This is a genomic window from Hyalangium sp. (assembly GCF_035629615.1).
Lineage (GTDB): Bacteria > Myxococcota > Myxococcia > Myxococcales > Myxococcaceae > Hyalangium.
In genome coordinates this window covers 1-13,073 of the sequence record NZ_DASPHO010000799.1, presented here as the reverse complement: position 1 = coordinate 13,073, position 13,073 = coordinate 1, and the positions used below count along the sequence as shown (strand labels likewise).

General features: G+C 67.3%; 9 protein-coding genes. 5 read left to right on the top strand and 4 right to left on the bottom strand.

Annotation, left to right across the window (positions count from 1 at the left end; translation table 11 throughout):
• Positions 1–146 precede the first annotated feature (146 nt).
• From VD972_RS40010 to VD972_RS40000, 3 genes are all read left to right on the top strand, one after another.
• Positions 147–1,370, top strand: coding sequence for a cytochrome P450 (locus tag VD972_RS40010; RefSeq protein ID WP_324994349.1), 1,224 nt, complete (start codon positions 147–149; stop codon positions 1,368–1,370).
• 44 nt (positions 1,371–1,414) lie between these two features.
• On the top strand, positions 1,415–1,900 hold the full coding sequence (locus tag VD972_RS40005) for a cupin domain-containing protein (protein WP_324994347.1): 486 nt from the start codon (positions 1,415–1,417) through the stop codon (positions 1,898–1,900).
• 78 nt (positions 1,901–1,978) lie between these two features.
• Positions 1,979–2,770 carry a class I SAM-dependent methyltransferase gene (locus VD972_RS40000; protein ID WP_324994345.1) on the top strand — a complete coding sequence of 264 codons (792 nt, stop codon included), beginning with the start codon at positions 1,979–1,981 and terminating at the stop codon, positions 2,768–2,770.
• A gap of 19 nt (positions 2,771–2,789) precedes the next feature.
• Here VD972_RS40000 and VD972_RS39995 read toward each other — a convergent pair whose 3' ends face one another.
• Positions 2,790–4,199 (bottom strand): ATP-binding protein, encoded by a 1,410-nt coding sequence (locus tag VD972_RS39995; RefSeq protein WP_324994343.1) that lies wholly within the window; start codon positions 4,197–4,199, stop codon positions 2,790–2,792.
• Between the two features lie 302 nt (positions 4,200–4,501).
• Between VD972_RS39995 and VD972_RS39990 the strand changes: the two genes are divergently transcribed.
• A complete protein-coding gene (locus tag VD972_RS39990) occupies positions 4,502–7,081 on the top strand; it encodes a fused MFS/spermidine synthase (protein WP_324994341.1) in 2,580 nt (859 codons plus the stop codon).
• Positions 7,082–7,212: 131 nt separating this feature from the next.
• Here the strand turns inward: VD972_RS39990 and VD972_RS39985 are convergent, their stop codons facing one another.
• The 3 genes from VD972_RS39985 to VD972_RS39975 all read right to left on the bottom strand — a co-directional run bounded on the left by VD972_RS39985 (position 7,213) and on the right by VD972_RS39975 (position 11,914).
• Positions 7,213–8,922: a multicopper oxidase family protein gene (locus tag VD972_RS39985; RefSeq protein WP_324994339.1), complete on the bottom strand. Its 1,710-nt coding sequence runs from the start codon at positions 8,920–8,922 to the stop codon at positions 7,213–7,215.
• Positions 8,923–9,004: 82 nt separating this feature from the next.
• Positions 9,005–9,988, bottom strand: coding sequence for a nucleoside hydrolase (locus tag VD972_RS39980; RefSeq protein ID WP_324994337.1), 984 nt, complete (start codon positions 9,986–9,988; stop codon positions 9,005–9,007).
• A gap of 414 nt (positions 9,989–10,402) precedes the next feature.
• On the bottom strand, positions 10,403–11,914 hold the full coding sequence (locus VD972_RS39975; protein WP_324994335.1) for a serine/threonine protein kinase: 1,512 nt from the start codon (positions 11,912–11,914) through the stop codon (positions 10,403–10,405).
• Between the two features lie 456 nt (positions 11,915–12,370).
• Here VD972_RS39975 and VD972_RS39970 point away from each other — a divergent pair.
• A partial coding sequence (locus VD972_RS39970) for a hypothetical protein (RefSeq protein ID WP_324994333.1) occupies positions 12,371–13,073 on the top strand: 703 nt, incomplete at its 3' end.

The window sequence follows — 13,073 nt, the reverse complement described above, 5'->3', positions numbered from 1 at the left end:
ACGGAGGCGGTACCCCCCGGGTGGGCAGCCACTTGAGATAGACTGTCGGTCCAGGCGCTGGACGGCGCGAGCGATCACAGGGGGCCATCGCTTGAAAGATATTCATTCGCCGATCTCTCCGAGGAGCCCCTTGCGAGGATGACCCCGTGAGCAGCCTGGCCGGATATGACCTCTCGAGCGATGCGTTCTTCCGTGATCCCTACCCGACGCTCCGCCAGCTGCAGCGGGACGAGCCCGTCTATTTCTGGGAGCCGATGAAGAGCTGGATGCTGACCCGCTACAACGAGGTCAACATCCTCCTGCGCGACTCCCACTTCACCTCTCAGCGCGTCCGGCCGCTGCTCAGCAGCCTGGTGTCCGCCGCCGGGGCCGAGGAGGTGGAGAAGATGATCGCCCAGTGGTCGCGGATGCTCTTCTTCCAGGATCCGCCCCGGCACACCCGCATCCGGTCGATCGTCAACCCTGGCTTCACGGCGGGCAGCATCGAGGCTCTGCGGCCTGGAGTGGCGGCCACGGCCCGTCAGGTCCTCGCGGCGCACCGCGGGCGCGGTGAGATCGACCTCGCAGTGGATTTCGCGGATCTCGTCTCCCTGGGCACCATCAGCCAGCTCTTCTCCATTCCGGAGGCGGATCGGCCCCAGTTCCGGCAGTGGACTGCGGACATGCTCAAGCCTGCCGGGATCGGCGTGTCCGCGGATGAGGTGTCGCGCCGGGTGGTGAAGAGCTCCAAGGAGCTCTTCGGTTACATGGAGGCGCTCGTGAAGGAGCGGCGGGAGAAGCCTGGCAGCGACATGGTGAGCCGTCTCATCGAGGGGGACGCCTGGGATCCGGAGCTGGCGGGCGAGGTCAGCATCCAGTGCATCCAGGTGCTCGCTGCCGGCTACACCACCGCCGCGAACCAGATCACCAATGCCGTGCTGTGCTTCCTGAAGCACCCCACGGAGCTGAAGCGCCTGCGCGAGGAGCCAGGGCTGCTCAAGAGCGCGGTGGAAGAAGTCCTGCGCTACGAGCCCGCGGCCCTCACGGTGAATCGCCTCTGCATGGAAGCCACGGAGCTTGGCGGCAGGGCGATCCAGAAAGGGGAGTTCGTCTTCGGCTCCATCGCCGCGGCCAACCGGGACCCTGCAGTGTTCCCGGATGGGGACCGCTTCGACATCGGCCGGAAGCCAGGGCGGCACATCGCCTTCGGCAGCGGCCCTCACTACTGCCTGGGCTCTGTGCTCACCCGGTTGGAGCTCGAGGAGTCCCTGCGGGCCCTGCTGGAGCTGTCCGACTGGGAGTTCGGCGCGCAGCCCTATGCGTATGCGAGCTTCAACCTCCAGGATCGGGGACCGAAGACGCTGCCCATGCGCTTCCGCGCGTCGAACTGAGCGTTCCTCTCGGGCTCTCGCTGACCCTGCGATAGGGTGCCTTCATGACCTCGCTACCCTCCGCCGCTTTCGTCGTCCACGCGCTCGATGTCCCTGAAGAGGAGGGGTCCTATCCGGTCCCCTTCGACGGCGAGAAGCTCTCGTTCGGGCGGAACCTGGGCAAGGCGGCCGGGAGCGAGCGGCTCGGGATGTGGCAGGAGCGCCTGCCGCCGGGCCGGCGCACCAGCTTCACGCACGCGCACTCCCACGAGGAGGAGCTGGTCTACGTCCTCGAGGGCGAATGTCACGTGCGCCTGCTCGAGCCGGGCGCGGCCGAGGCGAGGGAGCTCCCGCTGCGCGCCGGTCACACCGTCAGCTTCCCCTCGGGGACGGGGATCGCGCACTGCTTCGTGAACCACGGTGCGCGCGACTGCGTGCTGCTCTGCGTCGGGGAGCGCCGCCGCGACGTCGACGGCTGCTTCTATCCCGAGGACCGCGCGTACGACGAGCACCGCCGCCGCACGGAGCCCCACCGCCACTGGTCACGGTAGGGAGTCCCCATGAAGCTCGGCTCCACATCCGACGGTGTGCTCATGGAGCACGCCAGGCCCATGGGCCCCTGAGCCGGAATGCGCGTCCCGCTCGCCGTCACCACCAGCGCCCGGCTCAACCCGCAGCTGCTCGCTCAGGCCGAAGCTGCCTCGCGCCGGTGGGGCGTGCCGTTGTTCCTCCGCCGGCACAAGCGGGGCATCACCTCCTGGTTCGACGACCGCGCCGAGGCCCTGCTCATCTTCGGCCATGACGGAGTGACGCTCTGGGATCGCGAGGGCCACCACGGCTTCCACGGCGGCATGGCCCACCTGCGCAGGCTCCGGCTGGCCGCGGGCGAGCCGGACATCTTCGTCCGGGTGGCGGAGCTGCGCAAAGGGGATGCTGTGCTCGACTGCACGCTGGGACTGGCCCAGGACGCCCTCGTGGCCTCCCTTGCGGTCGGCCCAGAGGGCAGGGTGGTAGGGGTGGAGAAGAGCCTGCCCCTCTGCGCCCTCGCCTGGGAGGGGCTGAAGACCTACGAGCTCGGACCGGACTCATGCCGCATCGAGGTGGTGCACGCGGATGCGTACGAGTACCTGCGCACGCTCCCGGCCCGTTCGTTTGACGTCGTCAGCTTCGACCCGATGTTCGCGCGGCCTCGCAAGGCCCAGCCCGGCTTCGATGTGCTCCGTCGCTTCGCCGACCACGCCCCGCTCACTCCCGAGGCGCTGCAGGAGGGCCAGCGTGTGGCCCGGCGCTGGGTGGTCGTCAAAGGCGCGAAGTACTCCGATGACCTGAAGAAGCTCGGGCTCACCCCAGAGCCCGGCTCCCGCTACACCGGCGTCGACTGGGGGCGCATCGGCTCGAGCAAAGAGGACCGCCCTGGCTGATGCAAGAGAGCTGTGTGACTCAAGCGGGAGTGGGATGGTCACCAGACTCGGTTGGCGAGGCTTCGGCTCGCGCCGACTCGGCGATCGGAAGCGTGAAGGAGAAGGTCGCGCCGTGGCCAGGCTCGCTCTCGGCCCAGATCCGTCCCCCATGCCCGTCGATGATGCCTTTCGCGATGAAGAGGCCCAGCCCTGTTCCCTTCTTCCCCGCCTTCTCGTGCTTCCAGAAGCGATCGAAGACATGCGGGAGGTGCTCGCTGGCGATTCCGGGGCCCGAGTCGGAGACGGCAATGCGGACGGCCTCCCCCTGTCTCTCGACCGCGATCACCACTTGACCGCCCTGGGGCGTGAACTTGATCGCGTTCCCAAGGAGATTCGAGAACACCTGGAGCACTCGCTCTCGATCGGCCCGGACGGTGAGTCCGGGCATGTTCACACCCCGCAGCTGCAGCCCGAGTGGCTTGGCTGCTGAGAGATTGCTGAACATCTCGACGGCCTCGCGCAGCAGACCCGCCATGTCGCATGGCGCTGGAGTCACGGAGAGCCGCCCAGCTTCCAGGGTGGCCACGTCGAGCATGGACCTGATGAGGTGCTCCATCCGCAGCGTGATGTGCTCGATCGACTCCGCATGCTCTCGAAATTTTTCGGACTCGGCTCCTTTGCGTAGGAGCGTCGCCTTGAGCTTGATGGCGTTGAGGGGATTTCGCAGGTCGTGGGCGATGATGCCCATGAGCTCATCGCGTGTAGCCAGTGCCTTCTGTGCAGTCTCCAGAGCGTCTTGCTCCTGGCGGTACGACTGGGCAAGCAACCTCGAGAAGTACCAGCTGGTACCCAGACTGATGAGGACGAGGACTCCAAGCAGGCTGTGCATCCAGGAGCTCAGCTGGGCTCGGGTTGCTGTCCCTTGCGCGTAGGCGTCTTTCAATGCGGCTTCCTTGTAGTCGACCAGGCGATTCAGAGACTGCCCCAGCTCGTGCTGAAGAGGCAGAAGCTCCGTCTCGAATCGGCGAGCGAGCTCCCCGGTGTCCACGTCTTGCTGCCTCGCCGTCACGAGCTGTTTTTGGCGGCGCGTGAAGCTCGTGGCGGCCCGCTCGACTTCTGCAACGAGCGAAGCAGCACTGGGAGAGAGAGAGTCGTTCTTCAGGGCCTGAAAGCTCCTGTCGAAGTCGCCCTCCGCCTCGTGCAGAGTTGCGAGGAGCGCGGCATCGCCGGAGAGGAGAAAGCCTCTCCCCGTGGACACGAGCACCTCACCGCTCCATCGAAGACGTTCCACGAGCGTGATCTCGTCTTCCTCCATCCGGAAGTGTGCGATCTGGCCGGCCGCAAGAACATCGAGGCGTCGAATGGCGAACGTCATGCCGCCAGCGAGGAGTAGGACGACGGCCGCGTAGCCCGCCATCGCCTTGGTCCGAAAGCTGCTCAGTCGTCGCATGAAGGAGCTCCTCAATGGGGCGTGGTGCAGGTGCTGCCAGGGCCCTTTCGGTGAGTGCTGATCTTCGTTCGACTCTCGTTGAAGGTATCCCACGCGCGATCGGTCCTCGCAACGAGCTCTCCGTGTCCCCCTGCTCCCGAGCGACGGTCTGTCCGCTCCAGGACTTCTTCATCCGAAGCTTCAAGCCCCAGGCGCTGCAGCCACCCTGTCGCATTCGATCGCGCCGTCCTGCGAGCGTCTGCTCGCTCGAGTTGGATACAGGCCGCTCGCGTTCAGAGCCCTCCGGTGTAGGGTGTGGTCCCGTGAGCCGCATCTCCTCCAGAGTGTTCGCCGTTGTGGGCCTGCTGTTCGTAGCCTCGGGGATGAGCGGGCTCGTCTTCGAGGTGATCTGGGTCCGCTACCTCACCCTGGTCGTGGGGCACACCACCTTTGCCGTGAGCCTCGTGGTGTCCTCGTTCCTCGCGGGGCTCGTCCTGGGCAGCCTGTGGATCGGCCGGATCGCGGATCGGCTCCAGCGCCCGCTGCTCGTCTATGGGCTCCTGGAGGGCGCTACGGCGGTGCTCGCCCTCGGTATCACCTGGGTGCTTGCGAGGCTGCCGGAGCTGCTGGACGGCGTGGGCCTCGCGGGGGGAGGGCCACTCCCGGTGCGTGGCGCGCTCTCCTTCCTTGCCGTGCTGCCGCCCACCTTCGCCATGGGCGGCACGCTGCCCGTCCTCACGCGCTTCATCGCCCGTGAGTTGGAAGGGCTGGGCCGCTCCTTCGGTGTCCTCTATGCCCTCAACACGCTGGGCGCGGCGCTCGGCTGCGGCGTGGCTGGCTTCTACCTCATCGGAGCAGTGGGGCTGTGGCGCACGGCCGTCATCGCCGCGGCGCTCAACGGGCTCATCGGACTGGTCGTCACGGCGCTGCACTTCCGGCTGCCGTCCCAGGAACTCCCAGCCACCGCGCCCGCACTCGCCGCCGATCCTCCCTCCGCCTTCACCGGGAGGCGGCGCCAGCTGTTGGTGGCCGCCTTCGCGCTCTGCGGCTTCGGCTCCATCTCCTACGAGGTGCTCTGGTTCCGGGTGCTCTCCACGGTGCTGGACTCCTCCACCTACGCCTTCACCATTCTGCTCGTCACCTTCCTGCTCGGGCTGGTGATCGGCGGGCTCATCTACTCGCTGTGGCTGGCGGGGCGGGGGAGGGAGCTGGAGCTGTTCGTCTCCGTGGAGGCCCTGCTGGCCTTCACGGGCCTGGTGTCCATGGCGCTGCTGGGCCTGTCCCGGCCCGTGGGGAAGCTCCTCGCCGAGCAGCTCGGTGGCTGGGGCCCCCAGGCGCCCTATGTGGGCATGCTGCTTCATGCGGCCCTGGTCATCCTCGTACCCACCTCGCTCATCGGCATCATCTTCCCGCTCGTGGTGCAGCTCACCACGCGGCATGTGGCCGCCGCCGCCAGCAACGTAGGCCTGCTGTACTCGGTGAACACCCTGGGCGGCATTGCCGGCTCGCTGCTCATGGGCTTCGCGCTCGTCCCCGCGGTGGGCACCCAGTGGAGCTTTGTCTTCATCTGCGTGCTCAACATGGCGATCGCGCTGGGCGTCCAGGTGCTGGATCCGGACGCCCGGCCTCGGGCCCGGCGGAGCATGTGGGCCGGCGCGGTGCTGCTCGCGGTGGCCGTGCTCCTGGTGCCCCGGGATCTGCTGGTGCGCGCCTTCGCCGAGCACGTGGACTCCCGCGTGCTCTTCGTGAAGGAGGGGACGGACGGCACGCTCGCGGTGCTCGAGTACGACAACCAGACGGTGTGCGACTCGGGGCGCTACGCCTGTGGGCCGGGTTGTCGTGAGCGCCCCTTCCGCCACCAGCAGCTTCTCTTCGGCTCGGTGAGCTACGCCAACACCGTGCTGCCGCGGAAGCGCTACATGGCCACGCTGGCCCACCTGCCCATGCTGCTGCACCCCGAGCCTCGCGAGGTGCTCCAGGTGTGCTTCGGCACCGGCAGCACGGCAGGCTCGTTCGCCAGCTACCCGGCGCTGCGCTCGCTCACGATCGTCGACACCAACCCGGACGTGCTGCAGGCCGCGCCTCACTTCGCCGAGCACAACCACCACGTGGCCGAGGATCCGCGCACACACGTCGTCTTCAACGACGGGCGCCACTTCCTGCTGTCCGCGTCCGGCCAGTACGACGTCATCTCCTTTGAGCCCCCGCCGCCGCGCTCGGCTGGCGTGGTGAACCTCTACACCACGGAGTTCTACCGGCTGGTGAAGCAGAGGCTGGCGCCGGGCGGCGTGCTCTCGCAATGGATTCCCCTGGAGCAGCAGCCGGACAACCTCACCCGGGGGATGATCGCCTCGCTGTTGGAGGCTTTCTCCGAGGTGACGCTGTGGATCCCCTCCGACTACGAGGCGATCCTCGTGGCCTCGGATCGGCCGCTGAGGGTGGACTGGGCGCGCTGGCAGCAGGAGTGGGCGCAGCCGGGCGTGGCGCGCTCCCTGATGGACGTGGGCTTCACCAGCCCCTACAGCCTGCTGGGCACCTACGTGGCGGGCACAGAGGCCCTGCGGCGCTACGTCCGGGGCTACCCGGCGATGACGGATGACCACCCGCGGGTGGAGTACTTCCTGTTCAACGCGGACCGGCCCTTCCACCCGGAGGAGCTGCTGGCGGTGGGGGAGCCACCGGCGTCACGCCTGGCGCGTGCCGAGGGGCTGGAGGCGCCGCGGCTGGCCCGCGAGCTGGAGGCGAACCAGCGGGTGCTGGAGTCCACGCGCTTCAAGATGGATCGGGACTGGGAGGCGGCGCGCGCAGCCGTCGGCCAGGCCCGAGCGGCAGTGGGAGACAACGCCTTCCTCACCTTCCTCCGGGAGCTGGAGCTGGACTGCCTGCGACCGGCGGAGCCCTGAGCCAGCGATCTGGCGTCGAGCCAGAATCTCTCCGCTATATCTCCGAAAAACCCCGTGGGGGAATTTGAAAGGGATCAAGCCAGAGGCCGCGCAGGGCCAGAGCGCTGGAGGCCATGGGGAGCGGGGGGCTGTCAGGGCCTGAGCATGAGGTTCTGCATCATCCCCGAGTCCTCGTGGGGGATGATGTGGCAGTGGAACACGATCTTGCCGGTCCACTCCTTGAACCGGATGCGGATGCGCACCGGGGTGTTATGGGGAACCCAGACGGTGTCATGGAGCGTCCCGGGCTCCACGGGCTTGTCGCCGATGGAGATCACCTCGAAGGAGTTGGTGTGTATGTGGAAGGGGTGGCCTTCCGCTGACCCGCCATGCGCGTGGCCATTGTCCTGAATGGTCCACTCCTCCACCGCGCCGAGCTTCACCTCGATGGGCACCGCCGTCTCATCATACATCTCGCCGTTGATGCCGAAGTCGATGCCCACCACCTTGTTCATCTCGGCGGGGTACATCATGTCGAAGGTGATGCTGCGGTGGTTCTGCACCTCGTCGGGGCGGATGAGCGGGTAGTGGCGCTTCGGCTCCGGCAGGCTCGTGGGCAACGCCATGTCCATGGGCTCGCCCGAGATCTCGATCTCGGCCAGGATCTTCCCCGCGCTCTCGAGGAATTGCTGGCTCTGTGCGAGCTGCCGGATGCGGTAGATGCCGGGTGTGGAGCTGGCTTTGATGAGGAACTCGGCCCGGCCGCCGGGGGCGAGCAGCACCTGCTCCTGACCATCCACGGCGTCGGGCACGTACGGGCGTGGCCGCGGGGCGGTGAAGTTCACCCCGTCCATGGCGATCAGCTGCATCGTGTGGCCCTCGACGACCAGGGGGATCAGGTTGTCGCTGCAGCCGTTGAGCATCCGGAAGCGCACCACCTCGCCAGGGCGCAGCGTGTAGCGCGGCCCGTCGTCGAGCTGGCTGCCGATGGGCTTCGGCTGCTGGTTGGGCTGGGGCGGAACGGGGTTGTGCGTCTCCTGGAACACGGGCTGGCCGTTGACGAGGAAGAGGCGCAGCGGGAAGTCACCCGTCGAGAAGCCGCTGTCCACGGGCTCCTTGTCGTTGCCCTGGGCGTCTTTGATGAAGCTCTTGCCTGTGCCAGTGCTGTAGATCGCGTTCTGCTGAGGATCGTAGCTCCACAGGCCGGGCTCCTTCGCGGACTCGAAGAGCCCGATGTCCTGGATCGCGATCACGTGCTGCTGCGCCGCGGCGATCTCAGGCACCTGGTCAATGGCGCCCTCGACGATGAGTGCCCCTGCCATGCCGTTCTGCACCTGGACCGCGGTCGAGCCGTGGTGGTGCGGGTGGTACCAGTAGAGGCCCGTGGGGTGATCCTCGGGGAGGGTGAAGGTGTAGAGCTTGTCTTGCCCGGGATCGATGGCAATCATCTGGGACGAGGGATCCGAGGTGCCAACCGGCTCGAAGAGGTGGGGCACGACCTCCAGCCCATGGACGTGGAGGTTGGTCGTGTTGAGCATGTGCGGCACGTTCATGTGCGCCATCTCAGGCAGGCCCTTGAGGCCGTGGTGCCACGCCGACGAGTCGTAGGGGGGGAGCTCGTTCCGGATCCGGATCGCGAGCTGCGCGCACGGCTTCGTCTTGAGGGTGGGGCCCGGAATCGTGCCGCCATAGGTGCGCAGCCGCACCTTGTAGCCGGCGAGCATCATCGTGACGAACTTCACGTCGAGCTCCGTCACGTCGGAAGGCTCGGGATCGGAACAGCCGGTGAGGGGATTGAGAGCGAGCGCCGCGGTGAGGGTGGTGCCAGCCTTGAGGAGATCGCGTCGGGAGAATGGGCTCATCGGTGGGTGCGTGGGAGGGGGATGAAGTGGAGGGAGGCAGGTGAGGGGCTGGCCTCAGGAGCGGCGTGACGGCGGAGCGGAGTTACGCGGGCGCGGAGCGATTGAACTGATTCAGCACGTAGTTGTAGAAGCCCGTACCGTCATCGGCGAAGTTGAAGACGACGCTGACCGCGCGCCCTGTCTTCGCGATGCGGATCGTCCCCATGGCGCCCGTGAGATCGGTATCGACGGTGAGCTGGAGCGTCGGCGGCTCCTGGAACAGGTCGGGCCGGGTGAGCCAGCACGTCGCGGTGACGTCCCACATGTCGTAGAAGGCCTCGGCAGCCACCAGCGCGTAGCTCTGGTCCGCCAGGGCGGAATAGCTGGCGGTCTTCGCCTGCTGCGCCAGGGTGTTCATGAACGACGGGGTGATGGCGGCCTGGTTGGTGATGTCCAGCGGAAACATGACGATGGGGAACTGCGTGTTCTGGAAGATCCAGCTCACCGCTTCCGGATCCCAGAACGCGTTCCACTCCGCATAGGGGTTCCAGGTGGGCGGCGGGACGGTGGCGGGATCCAGGTTGCCCCCCACGGAGACGGCCCCTCCCATCCAGATGAGGCGTGACACGTTCTTGGCCAGTGCGGGGTTCTTCTGGAGCACGCTGGAGATCGGCGTGAGGGGCGAGGTGACCAGGAGCGTCACAGGGGTGGTCGCCTGGGAGAGGAGCTGTGTGAGCAGCGCGTCCCCGTCGGGATAGGCAGGCCACTCCGGGTTCGCCGAGTAGGACTTGAGCACCGCCAGCTCGTCCACCTTGACGCAGTCCCCCCGGTACTCCCAGGGGAACGGATTGAGGCCGCGCGCGTTGCTGAGCCCGATGGGAACGGACTGCCGCGTGAAGGTGTTGAGCTTCCAAGACACGCTCATCGCCGGAGCCGCGAGACAGTCTGCATTGACGACCACGATGCCGAGCAGGTCCACCTCGGACATCGTGCTCAGCAGGAGGACCGACATGAACTCATCAATCGCGGCGTCGTGAATGAGGATGACGGGCGTCTTCGGCACCAGCGCGTTGCGAACCTCAGGCATGTTTGCTCCCTCTTGGGGTGGTGGTGAACAAGCCCTTAGCAAGCGACAGACCAGCCCGGCCTTGCCGGTAACCCCGTGCAGGAACAATGAAAAGGCGACCGCGGAGCCCACGGGCGCGAGGCTGACGTGTCAGTTGACATGTCAGCTGCCATGTCAGGTGGCGTGTCCGGATGATCCTGTTCGTCGCCGCGATAGACGTGGGCTTCACCAGCCCGTACGGACTGCAGGGCACCTATGTGGCAGGCACAGAGGCCCTGCGGGCCTGCCGTCCGGAGGCAGGGTCCTGGCCGGGCTCAGCGAACGCCAGGGCTGTCTGGATCCTCGCTCAGGGCAGCGCCGTGGGTGGAGATCACGCGAGAGTAGAAGCGCGCTGTCCTTGGGAGTTCCCTTCAGGCTCTCGAAAGCTACGCATGTTCACGGAGTCCCCGAAGTCGGCTGGCGAGGGCCGTCGTAGATGGCGAAGTAGCACCGATTCTCGTAGTCAAACATGCCCTGACCGCAGGGAGGTCGCTGTCCTTCAATCGGTCCTGCCCAGCAGGCGCCGTTGACAGCGACTTGTCCAGGACCGCAGGGCGGCTTCTTCTGGCCCTCCGGTGGCTTCTTGGGGATAGGCACCCCGACCGTTAGGACGAGCGGCATGACGGCGCGTGGAGCGTCCTGGACAGCAGAGAGGGCCTCTTCGGCCACGCCCGCGTCCGTGGCAAACTGGGCGAGCTCCTCGGGCGTGGCGAGCCAGGGCGCAGGCTCCGGTGCCGGCTCTCGCTGCGGGTGCGAGGGCAGCAGCACCAGCAGCACCGCCAGCGCCATGACGAGGCCCCCCACTGCGCTCGCTCCGGCCCAGGAGAGCCAGGCTGGGAACGCGGGGCGTCGGCGCCGCTCCTCCCGCGAGGAGCGGGTGCTCGGTGGGCGCGCTGGCTCCGTGTCGGAGAGGTCACCGGAGCCGCTGGCCGGAACATCGTCAAGGCCATCCGAGGAGGGGGAGGTAGACGGATGACCACCCTCCTCGGTGGGCACGGCGCTGGGGGTGAGGAGAATGGGCCTGTCTGCCTCGGGCCCGGCCGCCTCCACTACCACCTGGACATCCCGCTCGAGCTGCTCCGCGGTGCCCCGGGCTTCCCTGTCCTCGGAGAGCAGCCGCAGGGTGAGCGCTTCCAACTCCAGGCAGACTGTGGCCATGGCGCTCGGGGCAAGCACCTCCCGCTCCACCAGCTCACCTCCATCCGTGCACGGGGGCAGGTACACCCCTGTCACCATGCGGTAGAGCACCACTCCCAGGGCGTACAGGTCATCCGAGGGCTGGGAGTGCCAGCGCGCCTCGGTGTCCTTCCTGAAGCGCCAGGTGAAGGCCTTCTGCTCCGGGGGCCGGTAGGCGTTGGTACCCGGGGGCGCGGTGGTGTCCGTGAGGGGCTGGGCGCCGGCGAAACAGCCCGAGCCCCAGTCCACCAGCACCGCGCGGCCCTGCGGGGTGACACGGATGTTGTCGCCCTTCACGTCCCGGTGGACGGCGCCCCGAGCGTGGGCCGTGGCCAGGGCTCCAGCCAGTTGCGCCAGCACACAGAGCACCTCCCGCGAGGAGCGCGGCTGCTCCCGGAACCAGTCGTAGAGGGTGAGACCCTCCACCCACTCCATAACGACGTAGGGGTAGCGGTGGCCCTTCGGGGAAGTCCACACACCCATGTCTTCGTACCCGGGAGTGGAGGGGTGCAGGCAGCGCCGGAGGAGCTCCGCCTCGCGCGGGAAGCGAGGATCCTGGGGGTTGCGAGCCATCTTGAGGGCCACCGAGGGAGCCTCGGGGTGCCCGGCACGCTGGGCCCGGAACACCACGCCGAAGGTGCCCGAGTCCAGCCGCTTGAGGATCAGCCAGGGGCCCACGGTGGAGCCAGGCACGGGGGCGTGGGGATCGACGGCTGTCACGTCATCGCTCATGAGGAGTTCTCCAGAAGAGGCTGGGAGCTGGGCAAGACCCTACCGCACAGGTGGCCAGTCTGACACCCGCTCTCTTTGGTAGCGCACAGAACAAGACCCAGGGGCGGACACACCCGGGGCCATCCAGTCCACAAATGCCCTGGCGGAGGTGCTCACGCAGTCGAAGCAGAAGCGCGGTTATGCCCTCGCCCCGTGTCTCGACGTCCTCACCCGGGATTTGGGGCTGAAGGAGCGGGCCGCGTTCCTGGCCTCCATCGTGTGACCCGCGGAAGTCAATGCCACTTTCCGGGCTCGCGGTTGCGGCGAGCGTCCAGAGGACTTGAGGTACCTTTTCCATTCATTCGCCACGGCCAGTTGCTGCGGTACGCCGAGGTGATGGAAGGAGCACGGATGCGACTCAGTGCATGGATAGGGCTAGGCGTCCTGTTGGGAGCCGGTGCGGCGCAGCCCGAGCCCATGCTGCGCGAGGAGGTCCGGGTCGAGGTGGATGGAGTCACTGAGCGATGGAGGCTCGAGTGGCGTGATCCCCCCGAACTCGACTGCATCGAGACCGATTTCGTCACCTGCTCCTGCCGGGGCTTCGCATATGCCGAGAGCGGCAAGCTGGACCTCATTCGTCTGCGCCCGGGCAAGCCGGCCGAGCGCATCCCGCTTACACCCTTGTTCGAATTCGAAGGGCTTGACCCGGAAGGGGAGAACGTCAAGGCAGTGCTGCGCCGCTGGCGGCCAGCTGCGGGGGATGACGAGATCCTCCCTGACGCATGGCTCCAGGTCCTCGCCCGGCGCAAGCAGCTGCCGGCCATGGTGCTCGGCGACTACGATCATGATGGTCATGCGCGTGAGTTCGTCCTGCAGACAAAGGCGATGGCGTGCGGCATGCGCGCGGCCGTGCTCATCGGCGTCGATCGGCGTGACGGACGCGTGCGCGCTCTAGGCAGTGCCGAACACCCCGAGCGCCCTCTCGTGCTCGAACCCGAGACGTGGGCCCTGCTGCTGAAGTCCGCGCGGATCGAGTCCGTCGAGCAACCTTGCTTTGACCATGGCAGCGAGGGAGAACATGTTGTGCGTGTAAATGCCGACAAAGAGGGACTGCACGCCACGTGCGAGACCTACGAGTGCGCCGAGACGGGTCAGCGAGGCACGCTCTTGTCGATCGAGA